The 19,015-nt window shown below is 54.7% G+C and carries 13 protein-coding genes and 2 pseudogenes; 8 read left to right on the top strand and 7 right to left on the bottom strand.

What is annotated here, in order from left to right:
• From AC2FLD_RS13225 to AC2FLD_RS13210, 4 genes are all read right to left on the bottom strand, one after another.
• Complete coding sequence (locus AC2FLD_RS13225; RefSeq protein WP_496671475.1) at positions 1 to 6,984, bottom strand: GAF domain-containing protein; 6,984 nt, start codon at positions 6,982 to 6,984, stop codon at positions 1 to 3.
• A gap of 143 nt (positions 6,985 to 7,127) precedes the next feature.
• A complete protein-coding gene (locus tag AC2FLD_RS13220; RefSeq protein ID WP_496671472.1) occupies positions 7,128 to 7,310 on the bottom strand; it encodes a hypothetical protein in 183 nt (60 codons plus the stop codon).
• Between the two features lie 168 nt (positions 7,311 to 7,478).
• The gene (locus AC2FLD_RS13215) at positions 7,479 to 8,387 is read right to left on the bottom strand and encodes a c-type cytochrome (protein ID WP_496671470.1); all 909 of its coding nucleotides are present in this window, start codon (positions 8,385 to 8,387) and stop codon (positions 7,479 to 7,481) included.
• 13 nt (positions 8,388 to 8,400) lie between these two features.
• Complete coding sequence (locus AC2FLD_RS13210) at positions 8,401 to 8,868, bottom strand: c-type cytochrome (protein WP_496671467.1); 468 nt, start codon at positions 8,866 to 8,868, stop codon at positions 8,401 to 8,403.
• Between the two features lie 86 nt (positions 8,869 to 8,954).
• Here AC2FLD_RS13210 and AC2FLD_RS13205 point away from each other — a divergent pair, with 86 nt between their 5' ends.
• Complete coding sequence (locus tag AC2FLD_RS13205) at positions 8,955 to 9,800, top strand: LysR family transcriptional regulator (protein WP_496671464.1); 846 nt, start codon at positions 8,955 to 8,957, stop codon at positions 9,798 to 9,800.
• Positions 9,801 to 9,985: 185 nt separating this feature from the next.
• On the opposite strand, the gene AC2FLD_RS13200 is transcribed toward AC2FLD_RS13205, so the two are convergent.
• Positions 9,986 to 10,897, bottom strand: coding sequence for a LysR family transcriptional regulator (locus tag AC2FLD_RS13200; protein ID WP_496671461.1), 912 nt, complete (start codon positions 10,895 to 10,897; stop codon positions 9,986 to 9,988).
• Positions 10,898 to 11,015: 118 nt separating this feature from the next.
• Between AC2FLD_RS13200 and AC2FLD_RS13195 the strand changes: the two genes are divergently transcribed.
• Genes AC2FLD_RS13195 through AC2FLD_RS13170 form a run of 6 tightly spaced genes read left to right on the top strand, consistent with a single transcriptional unit; the run spans position 11,016 to position 17,271 of the window.
• Entirely contained in the window at positions 11,016 to 12,074 is a 1,059-nt protein-coding gene (locus AC2FLD_RS13195; RefSeq protein ID WP_496671458.1) for a dipeptidase, read from the top strand.
• A gap of 35 nt (positions 12,075 to 12,109) precedes the next feature.
• Positions 12,110 to 13,705, top strand: coding sequence for an ABC transporter substrate-binding protein (locus tag AC2FLD_RS13190; protein ID WP_050604372.1), 1,596 nt, complete (start codon positions 12,110 to 12,112; stop codon positions 13,703 to 13,705).
• Positions 13,706 to 14,764: an ABC transporter permease gene (locus AC2FLD_RS13185; protein ID WP_496671455.1), complete on the top strand. Its 1,059-nt coding sequence runs from the start codon at positions 13,706 to 13,708 to the stop codon at positions 14,762 to 14,764.
• The gene (gene nikC / locus AC2FLD_RS13180) at positions 14,761 to 15,672 is read left to right on the top strand and encodes a nickel transporter permease (RefSeq protein ID WP_299669968.1); all 912 of its coding nucleotides are present in this window, start codon (positions 14,761 to 14,763) and stop codon (positions 15,670 to 15,672) included. Before AC2FLD_RS13185 ends, nikC begins: the two co-directional genes overlap by 4 nt.
• Positions 15,669 to 16,517: an ABC transporter ATP-binding protein gene (locus tag AC2FLD_RS13175; RefSeq protein ID WP_496671453.1), complete on the top strand. Its 849-nt coding sequence runs from the start codon at positions 15,669 to 15,671 to the stop codon at positions 16,515 to 16,517. The genes nikC and AC2FLD_RS13175 overlap by 4 nt, the downstream gene beginning before the upstream one ends.
• Position 16,518: 1 nt before the next feature.
• Positions 16,519 to 17,271, top strand: a complete 753-nt coding sequence (locus AC2FLD_RS13170) for an ABC transporter ATP-binding protein (protein ID WP_496671450.1) — start codon at positions 16,519 to 16,521, stop codon at positions 17,269 to 17,271.
• A 150-nt stretch (positions 17,272 to 17,421) separates the two neighbouring features.
• Here the strand turns inward: AC2FLD_RS13170 and AC2FLD_RS13165 are convergent.
• Positions 17,422 to 17,772, bottom strand: a pseudogene (locus AC2FLD_RS13165) (DDE-type integrase/transposase/recombinase); the annotation flags it as partial.
• Positions 17,773 to 17,780: 8 nt separating this feature from the next.
• Positions 17,781 to 18,461, bottom strand: a pseudogene (locus AC2FLD_RS13160) (IS6 family transposase).
• A gap of 71 nt (positions 18,462 to 18,532) precedes the next feature.
• Between AC2FLD_RS13160 and AC2FLD_RS13155 the strand changes: the two are divergent.
• The gene (locus tag AC2FLD_RS13155) at positions 18,533 to 18,943 is read left to right on the top strand and encodes a DDE-type integrase/transposase/recombinase (RefSeq protein WP_496671448.1); all 411 of its coding nucleotides are present in this window, start codon (positions 18,533 to 18,535) and stop codon (positions 18,941 to 18,943) included.
• The last annotated feature ends 72 nt before the right edge of the window (positions 18,944 to 19,015 follow it).

Genomic DNA, 19,015 nt, shown 5'->3' with positions numbered 1-19,015 from the left:
TTACTTGCTTTTCCTGGGAACATTCAAAAGGGCTTCGATAAGAATAGGCAGGCGGATCGGTTTGGCGATGTAGTCGTCCATCCCGGCATCCAAACACATCTCGCGGTCGCCTTGCATGGCGTTGGCTGTCATGGCGACTATACGCGGTCGGTCTTCTCCGGGGAAATCATTGTTAATGCGGCGTGAGGCTTCGAGCCCGTCCATTTCAGGCATCTGCACGTCCATCAGTACGACGTCGTATGTTTGCCGGTTCACGCTTTCGACCGCCTCAGCGCCGTTGCTGGCCAGATCCGCGCGGTAACCCATCTGTTCAAGCAAGCGAAGCGCAAGCTTCTGGTTCACCAAATTATCCTCAGCCAGCAGAATACGCAGAGGGTGCCGTTTGGCCATCTCTGGGTCGGTCTGGGGTTTGCCCGCCGGTTTGGTCGGTTTCACGGGGGCATCTTCGGTCGAAAACAACGTGACCAGCGTGTCAAAAAGATGCGACTGACGCAGCGGTTTGGCGAGGTTGGCCGCAAAAAGACCGACTTCAAGGTCCATGTCACGTAGACCGAGAGAACTGAAGAGGATCAGCGGCAAGTCCGGATGCTTGGCGTGAATTTTCTGGGCAAGTTCCTCACCATCCATTTCTGGCATGTGCATGTCGAGAATGGCCAAATCAAACTTTTCAGCCCTCTCGAGCGCGGTTAGCGCCTCGGACGGGGTTTCACAGGTGGTGGTTTGAGTGCCCCATTTCTCGGTCTGTAGGGACAGGATTTTACGGTTGGTGGTGTTGTCATCCACCATAAGAATGCGTTTGCCTTCAAGCTCGGACTGGACGCCTACCAGATCGCGTGATGACGTTTTGACCGGCTTGGAGGGTTTGGCCCGGATCGTAAACGTAAAGGTCGAGCCATGCCCTTCGCCGTCACTTTCTGCCCACATGGTGCCGCCCATGAGTTCTGCAAGACGTTTGGAAATTGCCAGGCCAAGACCGGTGCCGCCATATTTGCGGGTTGTTGAGCTGTCTGCCTGACTGAAGGACTGGAACAGACGGCTCATCCCTTTTTCGCTCAGGCCAATGCCGGTGTCGCGGACTTTGAACGTCAACTCAAGCGATCCGCGTTTCTTGGCGGTTTGTTCAACAGAGAGCACCACTTCACCGCTTTCAGTGAACTTCACCGCGTTGGAAAGCAGGTTCAACAGGATCTGCCGCAACCGGGTCAGGTCAGCACTGATTGCAAGGGGTAAAGCATCGTCAAACTCATAGGCCAGATCAAGCTGCTTCTCAGCGGCTTTACCGCTGATCAGATCAAGCGCGCTTTCAATGCATTCACGCAGGTCAAACGGATGGTTCTCGATATCCATCTGCCCGGCTTCGATTTTCGAGAAATCGAGGATTTCGTTGATGATGGCCAACAGCGCATCGCCGCTGTCGCGGATCGTGTTGGCATAATCGCTTTGCTCCGCATCCAACTCGGTATCCATCAAAAGCCCGCTCATCCCGATGACGGCGTTCATCGGTGTGCGGATTTCGTGGGACATGGTGGCAAGGAAGGCGCTTTTGGCTTCATTGGCAGACTCGGCCACCTCACGGGCTTCTTCGGCCTCACGGAAAAGGCGCACGTTCTCAATCGCAATCACAGCCTGATCGGCGAATGAATACGCGAGGTCGATTTCGTCTTTGGTGAATGCGCCAGCCGTTTGCCGGGCAAAGACCAGCACACCCAGACACGCCGCTCCCTTCATAAGGGGAAGTAACAGAGCCGCCCGGATTCCGTGCCGGTCATATGTGACCTTCTCGAATGGCGAGAGGTCAAGCGCGTCCCAATCCGGCAGGTGGAGCATCTTTTTCTCGTGCAAAACCTGTGCCGGGAAGCTGGACATTGGATCGGGATCGATGGGAAAGCTCTGGTTTCCTTCCAGGGTTTCCGCGCCTTCTCCGGTAACCCGCGCGAGAACCTCGAACGTGTTGTCTTGCGCAGTCATAGCTGCGACCATATCGGACGAGACCAACCGCACACCTGCTTCGGCAATAGCCTCAAAGACAGGTTTGATATCATCGGGCGACTGGCTGATCACACGCAATATGTCCGCACTTGCGGTTTGACGTGCCAGTGAAGCCTGCGTTTCATTGAACAGCCGAACGTTTTCGAGCGCGATGATAGCCTGATCGGCAAACGACTCGGCAATGGCAACGTCATCATCGCTGAAAACTGTGGGCGTCTTTCGAATGAACGCCAGAGCACCAAAACACTCCTTCCCGCGCATCAAAGGCACGGTCAGAGACGACTTGAACCCCTTCTTACGATTGATTTCCTGGTCACGCGGAGGCAGGTCATCATAGCTCCATTCAGGCATATTCAGTGTCTTGCCGCTTTTGATCGCCCGAGACGGTAAATTGTCTTCAGGATCAATCGCGAGCCGCTTTGTCCACGTGATCTTTTCGACACCATCTGGAGTAGCGGCAGCAACCTGCCAGAGCTCTGTCTTATTGGCTTGCAGGGCAACCGATAGGTCACAATCGATCAGCGTGGTTGCGAGGCCAACAATCTTTTCAAAAACCGGCCTTGTATCGGCTGGGGATTCGGAGATCACCCTCAGCACATCCGCGCTGGCGGTCTGGCGCGACAGCGCAGTCTGCGTGTCATGAAACAGCCGTGCGTTCTGAATTGCAATGACAGCTTGGTCAGCAAAACCCTTCAGAACGCGCAATTCCTTGGCGTGAAAAGGATTGTCCCGCCGGGCGACACCGACCGCGCCGATGCCTTTCTTTTCCCACATCATTGGGGCGAACGCGACCGAATGGTATCCTGCAATGCGTGCTATCTTTTGAAGCACGGCAGGCGTGTCGGAATTGTTGGCACAATCGGAATAATTGGCGACTTCTCCGGTCCGCAACGCATGCGCAACGGGCGTTATCTGCCACGGTGCCGGAAAGGTCTTTTCGACTTCTTCACGGAAGTCACCAATATACGCTTCGACCTGCAAGAGACCGTCATCATCAACAAGAAGCACATCCAGTTCTTCGCCGCCAAAAAGCACTTTACAGCTTTCGAGAATCTTCTCGAACACCGGCTGCGTGTCTTCGACCGACTGGCTGATGACGCTGAGTATCTCTGCGCTGGCCCTTTGCTGCTCCAGCGCCTCTTCGACTTCGGCGGTGCGCGACTGCACTTCCTTGAACAGTCGCGTGTTGTTGATGGCGATCACGGCCTGGGACGCGAAGGTTTCCAGCAAGCTGACCTGTTTGTCGCTAAACGCTGCCGCCTGCCTGTGCGCCATGACAATAACACCAACGGTTACGCCATCGCTGACCAAGGGAACCCCGAGCGTCGTAAGGTAGTCACCGATCTCCGCCGCCTCTTTCCATGTGTAAGAGGGATCTCCACGGGTGTCTTTAATATAGACTGTCTTGCCATGCAGGGCCGTGCGCCCGATGCAAGAACCCTCCTCTGGCGCGATCGGGTTGTTCGACAGGAATTCGAGAAAAGCATCACTGACGTTGTGGGAAATGGCCACGCGATAAAGGCCATCGTCAGCATCCTTCATCGCAAAGAACGCATATTCCGGGGAACAGATACGTGAGGAAACCTGCAGGATAGCATCCAGAACCGGTGGCAGATCGTTGGGCGAGCGAGAGATGACGTCGAGCACTTCGGACGTCGCCGTCTGATACTTCAATGCCTCTTCGACCTCGGCAGTGCGCGCCCGCACTTCTTCAAAGAGCCGGGTGTTGTTGATGGCAATCAGCGCCTGCGAGGCGAACGTTTCCAAGAGAGAGATTTGTTTTGAGTTGAATGGTGCGACTTTGTCGTGGCAGAGCACAATTACCCCGACCACAACATTGTCCTTGACCAGCGGGACACCCAGAAGCGAGCGGTATTTGCCGATGCGAGAAGCCTCTTTCCAGGTGTAATCGTCTGCTTCCGTATCTTCGTAGTAGACTGTTCTTCCCAATTCAGCGGCCTGTCCAATCCCGCTCCCGTGCCCTGCGGGAACCGGGTGGGAGCTGATGAACCTCATGAAGTCGCTGTCAAAATCAAGCGTGATATCAGTGTGGTAGAGCTTATCCCGTGGATTCAGAATCGAGATCGCCGCGTATTTTGGCTCGCAAATCCGGCTGGCGACCCTCAATATCTCCTTCAGCACCGGCTCCAGCTCATTCGGTGATCGAGAAATCACAGACAACACGTCTGACGTGGCGGTCTGATACTCCAGCGCCTGAGTGACTTCTTCTGTGCGTTCCTCCAACTCGTGGAAAAGGTTTGCGTTGGTAATCGCGATGACGGCCTGATCAGCGAACGTTTCCAACAACTTGATCTGCTTGGGGGAAAATCCCGAGACCACTGGCGAGCCAAGAGATATTACACCCACCGCCTCGCCGTTCTTGACCAAAGGAAGCCCAAGCAAAGATTTATATTCACCTACTCCGCTTTCTTCCAACCAAGTGTAAGTCGAATCCGCCTCGACATCTTCGACGTAGCTTGTGCGCTTCGACAGGATCGCACGTCCGCTTACACCGTTCTCTTCTGGCGAAATCGGGTGGGACTTGACGTATTCTGCAAAGGCCGTGTCCTGTGTGAGTGTTGAGTGCACATGAAAGAGCCCATCGTTCGGGTTCAACATTGCGACATAGGCATCCTGCAATTCGCAGATACGCGACGCTTCTTTGAGAATGGCATCCAGAACAGGCGACAGCTGATTGGGAGATGCCGAAATGACGCGCAGAACTTCGGATGTTGAGGTCTGATACTCCAAAGCTTGCGTGACTTCTGCCGTACGGTCCTGCACCTCCCGGAACTGACGCACGTTATCCATTGCGATCACGGCTTGGGCTGCAAAGGTTTGGACCAATGCGACATCGTCATCCGAAAAGGGCGCAACCTCACGGCGATAGAGAACGATCACCCCAAGACCCGTGTCGTCTTTCATCAACGGCACCGCAAGAACCGAGCGGGCACCTTCAACCTCAACCATCTGAACCCGTTTTGGGTCGCGATCCCGAAAATAAAGTGGATCATCTGCGATATCATCTTGCCGGATGACCTGGCCATCGATCATGGGGCGGATCGCAACGAGTTCGGTACGCGTCAAGGGTTCCACGAACCCCTTCAGGGCCTCACTAAAATCCGTTCGAGCACCGATATTAGCCGGAATTGTAGCAAGACCACGTTCGTGATCAGCGACGCACAGGAAGGCCAACGGCGCGTTACACAGACGGCTGGCGTTTTCGAGTATGCTATTGAAGACAGGGCTATCGTCATCGCGGCTGCGACTGATGACTTCGAGGATTTCACGCGATGCTTCTTCCCGCTCAAGCCGTTCTTGAACTTCACTAAACTGGCGCGTATTTTCGATGGCAATGACTGCGTGCTTGGCGAATTCTTCAATCAACTGCACGTCAGGGTCAGCAAACGGACGTACCTCACGGCGGCTGACCGCGATGGCACCTATGGCCCGATCTCCTTGCATCAAAGGAACTGTAACGCGTGATCGAATGCCTTCGATCTCAACCATCATGACAGCCGTAGGATGGCCCGAGCGGAAAAAGTCAGTTTCAGTCAAATCATCAATGCGACCAACCTTACCTGTCCGTATCGCGGTAGACACGGGAATCGATTCCTCCAGCGGCCACTCATCTCCAACATCAAACTCAGTTTGCTGATGCCCCCAATTCGCGGCCAACCGCCCGTGGGTCCCGGCAGCGTTGATCAGAATAAGTACTGCCTGATCTGCGCCACACACCTTAGTGGCCTGCTGAAGCACTGAATCAAAGACGCGTGCATCGTCATCACGGCTTTGGCTAATGACTGTTAGAATTTCCTGCGTTGCCGTCTGACGCTCCAATTGCGTGTGCAGCTCTTTCAATTGTCGCGTGTTGTCCAACGCGATCACGGCTTGGGCAGCAAATCCTTCTACCAAAGAAATCTCGTCGTCTGTAAAGGCCCGAACCTCGCGTCGGTAAATTCCGATGACGCCCACGGGCATGCCATCTGCCGACAAGAGTGGGACCGTCAGAAACGAGCGGACACCTTCTTCGTCTACAAGCTGGCGGCGCCATGGGTCGCCATTGATGTAGGGTTCAGTTTTACGCAAATCGACATTGTGAATGACGCGCGCCTTTCGCACGGATTCGGCGATCTGGAGGTGTGAGTCCAGTGACCAGCGATCTACGCCAACCTCATAGGTCGCCAATTGATCCCCGAAATGGGCCGCATATTCGAGATGGGTTCCCGCCTCGTTCAAAAGGCTCAATGTGGCGACATCTGTTTCGCAAAGCCGGGCGGTGTTTTCCAGGATTGTCTGAAACACCGGAGCCTCATCGTCCCGCGAACGACTAATTCTCTCAAGGACTTCACGCGTCGCGCCTTCACGTGCCAGACGTGTCTGCAATTCGCGAAACTGGCGAACATTCTCAATGGCGATAACCGCTTGGGCGGCAAAGGTTTCGACCAGCTTGACCTGATCGTCGGTATAGGGTCGCACCTCGTCACGCGCCAACATCAGGCACCCGATTGCAGCGCCATCCAGCATCAGGGGAACAAACAGATTGCTGCGGCACCCGTGCGTGTCGACGATGAGCCTAAAGCGCTCATCACCGGATTTGTGGAAGTCAGTGTCTCCCATATCAACAACGCGCTTGGTCTCGCCGCTGAGGATGGTTTCGGTCACCAGAGAATTGCCCGGCTCCATTGTGTATTTGCCGTCAAGCCAGAGTTGTTGAATGTCCGGGTGCAGGTTGACGCTGGCCACGAGCCGCTGAAGCGTGTCACCTTTTCGCCCAAGGACCAGGCCGGCAAAAACAGCGTCGCAGAGATTCTTGGCGAGCGCGACAATCAGATCGCAAACTGGCTGCACGTCGTCTTTGGCCTCAGAGATCGCGCGCATAACATGTGCGGTGGCTTCAAACCGCGCTTGCTGGTCAGCGGCGCTTAGATCCGCACTTTGGGCAGACGATGGCGTGGGACTTGCCGTCGTCCCCGATGCCTTTTTGTCCCCCACCTGTGCCTAAGCTCCCGTGCCAATCCATGACTTGCAACTGCCCAGAGTTTAGAGAGCATGTGATAGAAGTCACTGGAATTCTTCACGGATGAAGTCCGTTGCATTTGTGTGCGCGCGGACGAGGTCCGCTGAATTCGGAGCATTTAGTTGGTCAGCGAGGCAACCCGCACGGCAAATTGCGCAAGCAGCACAGCCACTACGTTCCCTGAAGATTCTATCGCGTCTAACAGCAGTGCCACTGAACCTGTCGACCACAAAGCCAGCAACTTAAGGGCCAGTACCGCAATGGGAATCGGGGTGGGCCAAAGAGCGACTTTAAGTGTCATTCGGCCGCGACCGTCGATCAAACGTCAAAGAAAACTTGAACGATGGGTGAGTTCGCGTGCTCAAGACCTAAAACAGGTGTTTGGCAGAAAAGAAAAAAAGCCTCTGCACATTCGGCCTGCAAACAGGGGCAACAGCCTTGGTCTCCGCATCGCGGCCTGTAACACCAGTTACTCTGACGGGGGCTCACTCTGAGGCACAGGAACGGCTTTGAGATAAGCGGCGATCGCCAAACGCTCGTCGTCGCTTAGTCGAGAAGTATTCTCGATAACTTCAACCATTTCGCCGCCGGCGCTGTCATAATCTGGTGTGAAACCGGATTTCAGGTATTCCGCAATGTCGGCTTCGGACCAATCAAGCTGGTCCGCGGTCAGCCCGGGGATATGACCTTTTCCGCTTGGGTTTGGTGCGCCCGTCAGCCAGAGATCGCGTTTCAATCCACCCAATCCGTTTCGCGGTGTATGGCATTCGGCGCAATGTCCCAGCGCCTCCACCAGATACCGGCCTTGTATTTGCTGGTTGGTCAGATCGCCTTCAACCACCCAACCCGGCTCTAGATACAAGTGCTTCCATCCGCCCAGCCCGCGTCGAATACTGAAAGGGAATCCAACCTCATGCGCGATACTTTCAGTGGCTGCCGCTGGCAGGGTGGCGAGGAATGCATGCAGCGATGCGGAATCCTCCAGCGTCATGTTGGCATAGGACGTATAAGGAAACGCCGGGTAATAATGCTGCCCCTTGGGCCCGGTCCCATGGATCAGGGCATTGGCCAGATCCAGCGCAGACCACGACCCAATTCCGGCCTTCGGATCACTGGATATGTTCGGGGCTACGAACGTGCCGAAATCCGTCTCAAACCGACGACCGCCTGCGAGGACGAGCTTATCCTCTCCGACGGCATCCGGGGCTGAATGGCACGATGCACAACCTCCAGCGTAAAAAAGGGTCTCGCCCCTTGCGAGATCAGGAGTAACGCCGTTCAGTTGGGTCCGATCAACGGTCTGCGGTCGGGTCAGCACCAAACCGGCCAGCCCGACCAGAACTGCAACAACCGCGGCGAAAATGAAAAAACGCCGCACAGCTAGCGCTCCTTTAGTCTTTCGGTGCTCGGTAGGCTTTATGGCATGCTGAGCAGGCGCCGCCCAGATTACCCATCGCCCCCTTAAGCGCGTCGACATCTTGTCCTGCCGCAGCCTGCATCGCAACCGCGGCGTCGGCCAAAGCCTGCCCCTTGGCGCCTACATCCGGGAAATTCTCCCAAATTGCAGGCAATGCGCGGGTGGACGGGTCGGCCACATTATCGGATCCGGCGGGCCACATCGCGGATTGATCGATCTGCGTCAGAACGACGATGTTATTTGCGGCCCGTGTTGCGGCCTCGGCATCATATTCCGCCTCTCCCTTGGCCATGCCGCCAAGAGTGCCAAGATTGAAAGAATAGAGTTGCATTATCGAGGTCCGGGCTTTCACAGCCGGGTTTTCGCTTTCATGCGCGATGGCTGTGCCGATGGCGGCTACAGACAATAGACCTGCCGCGAAGATGCCAAATCTCTTCATCATGGTATGTCTCCCTGTTCTATACACCGAATACTACCTTGAACGAATTTTCTTGTAATTGTTTGTTATTCATCGTCCCCTGTTAATTTATGAACAACCAAAACTGGGACGATATTCGATACGCGCTTGCCGTAAGAAAACGCGGATCACTGAATGCAGCCGCTGGCGCTTTAGGTGTCACGCATGCAACAGTTCTGCGCAGAGTTGCTGCCCTTGAAGAACGCTTTGACTGCGTGCTTTTTCAGAAAAGCCCATCAGGGTATTCCGCCCTCCCCGAGGCCAGCACAATTCTGTCGGCGATGGAAAGCGTCGAAGAAGCGGTGCTTTCAGTAGAGCGGGCAATTGTGGGTGCGGACCGGTCCCCGGTAGGTCGCGTACGCATTGCGTCCACGGATAGTCTTTGTCAGCTTGTATTGCCTCAAATACTAAACGAGATATCGCAGTTGTACCCCGGCTTGGAGCTGACTTTATTGAGCGGAAACAGCCATCACGATCTATCGAGGCTGACAGCGGACATCGCTGTGCGGCCCTCGATAAACCTTGAAGACGGGCTTGTTGGAGATCGCGCAGGCACGCTGTCATTCGGAGTTTTTGACGACGGCTCTCCCAACCGAAAATGGATGCGGCTTGATGGGGCGTTGAGCCGCTCGCTCCCGGCCGAATGGTTGGTCGAACATGTCAGTGCGGATGAAATGACTAACGGCGCAGATAGCTTTTTAGTGCTTCAGCAGATGGCCGCGTCCGGGGTAGGCAAAGCGTTTTTACCCACATTTATCGGGAATGCGGACCCTCGGCTTCACCTTTCGGTTGAGGGTGGTCCCGAAATTGAAGTACCTCTGTGGGTCACGACGCTGGATGAAATTGCGCAGACCCCGAAGTTTTCGATCGTTAAGCGAGCGTTGGTTGAACGCCTGTCCAGTGTTCTGGCTGCGTGACATACCCTGAACAAAACGCGCGGTGTTCAATTTTCCAATCATCCATTTGTTAGAAGAACTCATGAAGTCTGTATTGAATCAGTTAACCCAAATGTTTCTCTGGATCGTCGACCTGCTTCGGAGAATCCCCACCGCAGTGGCGATGGTGGAAACAGAAAACGGATTTGGGTGGGTCTGTACGCTTTCTAACTACGATCCGAAAAGGGATCAGGAGGTGTGTTCAGCCGGAGATGCCGCATAAAGGCGCGGGCGATCCTTGGAACGGGCCTTTGGTCTGAAACCACAAAATGACCGCGATATCGCATGGGGGATTCAAACCGGACAAACGCTAGTTCGGGGGATCGATACATGTACACCGGAAATGGGTTGATCACCGCCAAGCCCAGACCTTCTCGCGCCATGTCAGCGGCAGCGAAAGAGGTCGAAACTTCTGCAACAATTCTGGGTTCGGCTCTAACCTGGTGCAACAACCGATCTAGTTGTCCGCGCCGTCCATGACGATATGTCAAGGCGATCAGATCCTGTTCATGAAGGTCAGACGGTGTGAGTGTGCCGCGCGTTGCCAGTGGATGCTCTGGTCGCATAACACAAACAGCAGGAGATACCCGAAATGGAATGAGTTTGATGCCCGCACGGCTTTGTTCAACACCGGTTACTGCTAGATCAAAGCGATTTTCTAGGACGCCGAGAGTGACCAATTCAGAAGTGGTTACTTCCAGATTGACGAAAAACCCGGGGTTTGCCCGCAAAAAGCTTGCGATGAGAGAAACGATATATCGATGCGCATAGCTAGGTGGTGCGACCAGACGCAGTGTTTCTTGCACAGCTTCGGCCGGACCGTCGATCCGGTCCAAAGATTCGAACAATGGATCAAGCCGCATGTTGAGCCTGACCGCCTCTTGCGTTGGGCGTAACCTGCCCGCATCCCGCTCGAAGAGCATTTTTCCAAGCCGCGTTTCAAGGCTGCCTATCGAACGGCTGATCGCAGATTGCGACAAACCCAGTTGTCGTGCCGCCGCCGCCGTTGTTCCGGCCTGCATGAGTGCTCGCAATGCTTGGTATTCCGGCAGCGAGTGCCAATTGCGAGGTTTTCCCATTTCTCTGCGGCCTCATGATTCCGTCTACCTCTATGAGTAAAACTCATTGAACTTTTTTGCAATTATGATGATCCCGTCTGCTAGCATGTGTCAAAATGATACTGAAGCATGTGGTGCAATGGTGAAAACGTCTCCGCTGATCTTTGACGGGCATAACGACGTATTGTCGAAACTTGCCTCGGCGGGTGGTTTGTCAGAAGCTGGTCGCTTCCTTACAGCTCTTGATGGCTCGATTGATCTGGTCAAAGCCCGAAGTGGAGGCTTTGCCGGAGGTTTCTTTGCGATCTGGGTTCCATCATCGATGGATTTGGCCGCCAAGATGAAAAAGATGGTCGAGCCGAGTTATGACCTGCCGCTTCCAGATCAGATTGATGCCGAAGATGCCTTGCCTGCCGCGTTGGGCCAGATCGCAATCCTGCTCGAACTGGAGCGATTGGGCGCATTGCAGGTGGTTCGTTCGGTCGCTGACATCCGGGAGTGCATGGCGCAAGGCCGTATGGCCGCCATTTTTCACATTGAGGGTGCCGAGGCGATCGACACCGATCTGCATGCGCTAGACGTTTTTTACGCCGCGGGCCTGCGGTCAATTGGGCCGGTTTGGAGCCGACCGAACATCTTCGGGCACGGAGTACCGCTGAAATTCCCATCAGGGCCGGATACTGGCGACGGGTTGACCGATCATGGTCTCAGGCTTGTTCGGCGCTGCAATGCGCTCGGCATCATGCTGGACTTGTCACATCTTACTGAAAAGGGCTTTTGGGATGTGGCGCGGTATTCTGAGGCTCCATTGGTGGCAACCCATTCCAACGCCCATGCCATATGCCCGCACGCGCGCAATCTGACGGATGATCAGCTTCGCACAATTGCTGAAAGCGACGGAATGGTTGGCCTGAATTTTGCCACAGCATTTCTGCGTGAAGATGGGCGGATGTTGTCAGATGTGCCTTTGACGCAGGTTCTGCGGCACCTTGATCACCTGATCGGTATATTGGGTGAGGATCGGGTTGGGCTTGGGTCGGACTATGACGGGGCAATGGTGCCGGAGGATGTGACAGATGTATCCATGCTGCCCCGACTACGAAATGCCATGGAGCGCCATGGTTATGGTAAAGAGCTCATCAAGAAGCTCTGCCACGAAAATTGGTTACGTGTTCTCGAAAAGACCTGGGGGGCGTGACCGTCGATGAAAGACATAGTGACAGAGAGGACATCATGAACGCATTTAGTAGATTGCTTACCGGAGCGGCGCTTGGAATGGCGCTGGCCGTGACTTCGACTTCTGCGATGGCTGAAACGCCACCAAATATGCTGGTTATCGCAAATCGCATTGACGACATCACCACACTGGACCCAGCCGAGAGCTTTGAATTTGCCGGGTCCGATGTCAGCAGGAACGTTTATCAGAAACTGGTGAATTTCGACCCGCTGGACTTGGATGCCGGGTATCAGCCGGATATTGCCGAAAGCTGGGACGTGTCAGAGGACGGAACGTCCATCACATTCAAAATCCGGGACGGGCTGACGTTTCACTCTGGTAACCCTGTGACCGCCGAGGACGTTCAGTTTTCGCTGCGCCGCGCGATCATTCTGAACAAAACTCCGGCGTTTATCCTAACACAGTTTGGATTCACGCCTGAAAACATTGAGCAAACAATCGTTGCAGATGGCGATACGTTGACCATCACCACGGACAAGCCTTATGCGACATCCTTTGTCCTGAACTGCCTGACCTCTACAATTGGCGGGATCGTCGATAAAAAGACAGTGATGGAGCACGATAAAGATGGCGATTTGGGCAATGAATGGCTCAAAACCAACACCGCTGGATCGGGTGCCTATAGTCTGGTCAGCTGGAAGCCGAATGAAAGCGTAACGCTGAAGTCCAACCCCGACTTCTATCTGGGTGCCCCGACCATGGAGCGTGTGGTCGTGCGCCACGTTCAAGAAAGCGCCAGTCAGCGTCTGTTGCTGGAACGCGGGGACATCGACATTGCCCGCAATCTGAACCCCGAAGATGTGGCTGGTGCCTCATCGGTGGATGGGGTCAAAATCGCAGACGAGCTGAAAGGCCGTCTGATGTATGTATCGCTGAACCAGAAGCATCCCGAACTGAGCAAACCTCAGGTTAGGCAGGCCTTTAAGTACCTCATTGACTATGAAGGGATGCGCGACAGTTTCCTGAAGGGTCAGTACACGATCCATCAGAACTTTCTACCTCAGACATATCTGGGCGCATCCGACGAGGCCCCGTTTAACTTTGATATCGAAAAAGCCAAATCCTTGCTGGATGAGGCCGGTGTAAGCGGGCTTGAGATTGAGGTCGGCGTGCGCGAAGCACAGGAGCGCATTGAGATTGCGCAGGCCATGCAAAACGCGCTGGGACAAGTCGGCATCAAGATGAACATCACGGTCGGAACCGCCAAGCAGATTCTGGCGCGATACCGCTCGCGTGAACTGGACGTTTATCTTGGGGCGTGGGGGCCGGATTACCCTGACCCGCAAACAAACGCCGGTACGTTTGCGTACAACCCGGACAATTCAGATGAGGCCAATGCCACCGGTTTGCTGGCCTGGCGGAATTCCTGGGATACAGATGGTCTGACCGAGAAGACGAATGCTGCCGTTGTGGAAAACGATACAGTAAAACGTGCTGATATGTATAAGACAATTCAGGCAGATTTCCGTGAGACATCGCCTTTTGTCATCATGTTCCAGCAAATTGAACAATCGGCGATGCGTGACAATGTGACGGATTTCTCGACCGGACAGGCGATTACGTCGGCGTCATACTGGCAGGTGACCAAGTAAATGGCACTGGCCGAAAGACCAACAGGGGGGCGCCGTTCGGCGCCTCTCATCCATTGGATCAAGAGCATCCTGAAAACTCTTGGTACCATCGCAATAACAATGCTGGGGCTGCTGTTCGTAACCTTCATCATCGGCCGCGTGATGCCGATTGATCCGGTGCTGGCCATCGTTGGTGAACGTGCATCACAATCGACATATGATGCGGTCTACCAACAACTTGGTCTCGATAAGCCATTGTTGGTGCAATTCTTGTACTATTTGTGGGATGTCCTGCACGGAGATTTCGGAAACTCACTGCTGAATGCGCGCCCTGTATCCGAGGACATCGCCCGGGTTTTCCCCGCCACGTTGGAACTCGCCACTCTGGGTGTTCTGATCGGCATTTTTCTCGGCGTTCCGTTAGGGGTGATTGCCGCAGTAAAGCGTGGTTCGTGGATTGACCAGATCGCTCGGGTTGTCGCGCTTGTCGGCTATTCGATGCCTATCTTCTGGTTGGGCTTGATGGGTCTGCTGGTGTTCTATGGGGTTCTTGGTTGGGTTGGTGGTCCCGGACGGCTGGACATTTTCTACGAAGATGTTGTGCCAACGCGTACGGGTTTGATCCTGTTGGACAGCGCTATCGTTCAAGACTGGGATGTCTTCCGTAATGCTTTAACCCATATCATCTTGCCGGCGGCTTTACTCGGCTATTACTCGTTGGCCTATATCAGCCGGATGACCCGTTCCTTCATGCTGGAACAGCTTTCGGCCGAATATGTCATCACCGCACGGGTCAAAGGCCTGTCGGAACGGCAAGTGATCTGGCGCCATGCATTCAAGAATATCCGGGTGCAACTGATCACGGTCATCGCGCTGAGCTATGCCAACCTGCTTGAAGGGTCCGTTCTGACCGAGATCATCTTCAGTTGGCCAGGCATCGGCAGTTACATCACAACGGCATTGCTGAGCGCAGACATGAATGCTGTTCTGGGCGGAACAGTTGTGGTCGGGCTGATCTTTATCTGTCTGAATATACTCTCTGATCTTCTCTACCGTTTCTTTGACCCGAGGTCGAAATGAGCGATTTGACTTTGCGACAATGGCTGCTGGCCGACGCACCTACGTCACGCCGTCACGCCAGATTGTCCAGTCTGTATAAGGGCTGGCTAACACTGCGAACGAATTCCATGGCTATGGTTGGTTTGACCATTCTGGTACTTCTTGTTTTCACCGCCGTATTTGCCCCTGTTCTGGCCCCGCATGATCCGTTTTCTCAGGATCTTGCCAGCCGTCTTCAGCCCATAGGGACCGAGGGGCATCTTTTGGGCACCGACAGTTTGGGGCGGGATATTCTGTCCAGATTGATTTATGGTGCACGTATCACGCTCTACATCGTCGCTCTGGTTGCTCTGATCGCCCCAGTTGCGGGTCTTTTGGTGGGGACTGTTGCGGGGTATGCTGGAGGTTGGGCCGATGTGGTCCTGATGCGCATCACGGACATCTTCCTAGCTTTCCCGCGCCTGGTTCTGGCGCTGGCATTTGTTGCAGCCCTTGGCGCCGGGATCGAAAATGCGGTGCTTGCAATTTCGCTAACGGCTTGGCCTCCCTATGCACGTATGTCGCGGGCCGAAACGCTGACCATCCGATCGACTGACTACATCAACGCGATCCGCCTGCAAGGTGCAGGGCCTTTGCGCATCATCACGCGCCATATCTGGCCACTTTGTATTTCGTCGCTGATCGTGCGCGTCACGCTGGATATGGCTGGGATTATTCTGGCGGCGGCTGGCTTGGGTTTCCTCGGTCTGGGCGCACAACCGCCCAGTCCTGAATGGGGGGCGATGATATCAGAGGGTCGCAGATTTATTTTGGACCACTGGTGGGTTGCCACTGTGCCGGGGCTCGCGATTTTTACGGTATCGCTGGCTTTCAACCTGCTGGGTGACGGCTTGAGGGACGCCCTGGACCCGAAGGATGACGGACAATGAGTTTGCTGGACATCGAAGATCTTTGGGTCCGTTTCCCAACCCGTCAGGGCGTGTTCGACGCCGTACGCGGCGTATCGTTCTCGCTGGGACGCGAACGGCTGGGTATTGTCGGTGAAAGCGGTTCCGGCAAGTCAATGACGGGTCGGGCTATCCTGCGCCTTATCCGCAAACCCGGCATAGTAGAGGCCAGTCACGTCAATCTGGAAGGTCGCGATCTGCTGAAGTTAAGCGAACGCGAGATGCGCGAGGTCCGGGGGAAGCAGATTTCCATGGTCATGCAAGACCCCAAATTCTCACTGAACCCGGTGGTCACTGTTGGTGAGCAACTTATGGAGGCCTACCTTCAACACAATTCCGGCTCCAAGTCTCGTGCACGGAAGATGGCTATCGAGATGCTGGAGAATGTGTCGATCCGTGATGCTGAGAGGGTGATGCGCGCTTATCCTCATGAAGTTTCCGGAGGTATGGGACAGCGTATCATGATCGCGATGATGCTGATCCCCAATCCCAAGATACTGATCGCGGATGAGCCGACCTCAGCACTGGATGTCAGCGTCCAGAGACAGGTTCTAAACATCATGGACGGGTTGGTCAAGGAACGGGGCATGGGGCTGATCTTCATCAGTCACGACCTGAACCTCGTGTCCGAGTTCTGCGACCGCGTTCTCATCATGTATTCAGGCCGGATTGTCGAAGTTTGCGAAGCGAAAAAGCTGCACCAAGCGCAACACCCATACACCCAAGGACTGTTGAATTCCCTTCCCCGACTTGATGACACCCGCACCCATCTGAGCGTCCTGACTCGTGACCCGTCCTGGTCGAGTGCGCCAAGTGTCAGGGGGTGAGATGACTGCACTGGAAATCAAAGATTTGGACGTCTGGTTCGGCCAAACACATGACCGCGTTGATGCGGTCAAAGGTGCCAACCTCAGTGTCATGCAAGGCGAAAGCTTTGGTCTTGTGGGAGAGAGCGGATCCGGTAAATCGACCATCCTGCGCGCAATAACGGGCCTTGCGCCGCAATGGTCCGGTACCATCGAGGTCGAAGGTCAGGCGCTGTCCGGAGCGAAACGGGATCGCGTGTTCTTCCGGACGGTGCAAATGGTGTTTCAGGATCCTTACGCCTCGCTTCATCCGCGGCACACAGTCGATCAGGTGCTCAGCGAAACTCTGCATCTGCACGGATTGGACAATATCGACAAACGTGTGGCGGGTCTGTTGGATGATGTCGGCCTTGGGCAACGGTTCCGGTTCCGATACCCGCACCAGCTCTCTGGTGGTCAGCGTCAGCGCGTTGCCATTGCAAGGGCCTTGGCAGGCGAGCCAGATATCCTGCTATTGGATGAGCCCACGTCGGCCTTGGATGTCAGCGTTCAGGCCGAAGTTCTGAATTTGCTCGCTGACCTGCGCACGAAACACGGACTGACGTATCTGATGGTATCCCATGACCTTCCTGTAATTGCGCATATGTGTGACCAACTAGCTGTCATGAGAAACGGCGAGATTGTGGAAGTCATGTCCTCCGAAACTCTGCGGATGGGAAACCCCAGGCATGAATACTCGCAGGAATTGCTTAGAGCTTCGGTTGCTCCACAGTGAGTGTTGCGTATCAATGTTGGGACAGTCAACGCGACAACACCGATGCTGTTTGTCCGTCGTCAGGGTTTTTCGGAGAACTGAGGCTGTATCGTAACGGAGGAATTGCCAAGATGTTTAGGGCAGATTGTGAGGGGTCTAGCGAAAGCTGTCTCACGCCTTCATTTCAACGGTGTAATCGGTCCAAAGGTTGATAGCATCGGTGCGAGCGTGGCGGTATGAAACTGCGGTGAGTTGATAGCGACGCGGTCGGAAAATCAAATTGATCTGGTCGTGCGCGGATGGAAACCTTTGAGCCTGTCGGTGGGATTTGAACCGCCCGAACATTTTCTCCCATTTGCGGGTCGGCCTGTGCCACACTTCGATCGCGTTGTTGAGGCCGTTGTGGGCTCGGTGGTCAGCGTCCGGGACCAGTGTCTTGATCGGTTTGATATAGCTGCGCAATTTGTCGGTGATGAGGTTTTGTTGCAAAGATTTGAACCCGTTGAGTTGTTTCAGCAATCGCTTGTAAGTCAGGTGGCGAGCTCAGCGAACTGCTTAAACGGACAGAGTCCAGGCGTGAGTTGGCCCTTGCGGATCATGTGCGACACTTCGATTCCGCCGAGCGTTGCCGCCGCTGAAGCGAAGGCCTTGAACCCCAGCATTGGCCGCGTGCGTCTCTTGATGAAACGGTGGTCCTGTTCCACGATATTGTTCAAGTATTTCCGCCTCACCATCTCAATTGGGATCGGGCAGCCAAAGCCTTTGAGCATTTTGTTGATCGCCTTGATCCCGGCGGTGTTGGCACCGCTCTTGTCGATCACAATCTTCCTCGGCAATCCATTGATCTCTAACATCCTGGCGAAGAAATTGGTGGCGGCTGGTTTGTTTCAATGTCGTGAAAGCATGAAATCAAGGGTCTTGCCGCGCTTGTCGACAACTCGATAGAGGTAAACCGACGCGCCTTTAACTTTAATGTAAGTTTCGTCCATTCTCCACGAACGGTCACATGGCCCTTTGCGGCGACGTGCTACCTCAGCGATTGCACCAGAATACCGTGTTACCCATCGGTTTAGCGTAGTGTGGTCCACTGAAACACCGCGCTCGGCCATGATTTCTTCCAGATCCCGGTATGACACGCCGTATCGGACATAGAAAAACACCGCGAACAGGATCACATCCTTCGGATATTGCGGGCCTTTGAAGGAAATTATGAACTGACTTTCGGCTGAGTATACCGAAAGTCATTCACCCGCAGCATCCGACCTCGTCAACAGCCAAAAGTTTGCAACTGATCGACTTCCGCCTGACGGCGCGGAGGGATGCCAAGGCAGCAAGGGCGTTTCTGCGCCAGGCCCGAGATACCGTGCGACAGTACCAATCGCAAACGATCGTCACCGACAAGGCGCACAGCTACGCAAAGGTGATCCGCGAGATCAACGACCGCCTCGGGCCTGAAGATACGATCAGGCACATTGACCGCAAGTATTTGAACAATAGGATCGAGAGCGATCACGCCGCGCTGAAGCAGCGATTGCGACCCATGCGCTGGTTCCAGACATTGGCAGGAGCGAAGGCCGCGCTCGCTGGCATCGAAACTTTCCGCACCATTCGAAAAGGCCAGTTCGAGAATTGTGAGACCAGAGTGATCAACGAGATCATCTTTGTCGAAAACCTGTTCCAGGAAACTGCATGAACGGTGAGCACTACCGACGATAAACGCAGCTCTATTACGTTAATGCAACGGACCCGTATTTTGGCTGGGCAC

Source organism: Ruegeria sp. CDSA021 (assembly GCF_059612325.1).
This window is presented reverse-complemented; position numbering and strand designations above follow the sequence as displayed.

What these genes read in the sequence shown, in the direction of transcription:
- AC2FLD_RS13220 (WP_496671472.1), bottom strand. Translation starts at nt 7,310, where the DNA reads ATGACACTTAAAGTCGCTCTTTGGCCCACCCCGATTCCCATTGCGGTA.
- AC2FLD_RS13210 (WP_496671467.1), bottom strand. Translation starts at nt 8,868, where the DNA reads ATGATGAAGAGATTTGGCATCTTCGCGGCAGGTCTATTGTCTGTAGCC.
- AC2FLD_RS13205 (WP_496671464.1), top strand. Translation starts at nt 8,955, where the DNA reads ATGAACAACCAAAACTGGGACGATATTCGATACGCGCTTGCCGTAAGA.
- AC2FLD_RS13200 (WP_496671461.1), bottom strand. Translation starts at nt 10,897, where the DNA reads ATGGGAAAACCTCGCAATTGGCACTCGCTGCCGGAATACCAAGCATTG.
- AC2FLD_RS13195 (WP_496671458.1), top strand. Translation starts at nt 11,016, where the DNA reads ATGGTGAAAACGTCTCCGCTGATCTTTGACGGGCATAACGACGTATTG.
- AC2FLD_RS13190 (WP_050604372.1), top strand. Translation starts at nt 12,110, where the DNA reads ATGAACGCATTTAGTAGATTGCTTACCGGAGCGGCGCTTGGAATGGCG.
- AC2FLD_RS13185 (WP_496671455.1), top strand. Translation starts at nt 13,706, where the DNA reads ATGGCACTGGCCGAAAGACCAACAGGGGGGCGCCGTTCGGCGCCTCTC.
- nikC (WP_299669968.1), top strand. Translation starts at nt 14,761, where the DNA reads ATGAGCGATTTGACTTTGCGACAATGGCTGCTGGCCGACGCACCTACG.
- AC2FLD_RS13175 (WP_496671453.1), top strand. Translation starts at nt 15,669, where the DNA reads ATGAGTTTGCTGGACATCGAAGATCTTTGGGTCCGTTTCCCAACCCGT.
- AC2FLD_RS13170 (WP_496671450.1), top strand. Translation starts at nt 16,519, where the DNA reads ATGACTGCACTGGAAATCAAAGATTTGGACGTCTGGTTCGGCCAAACA.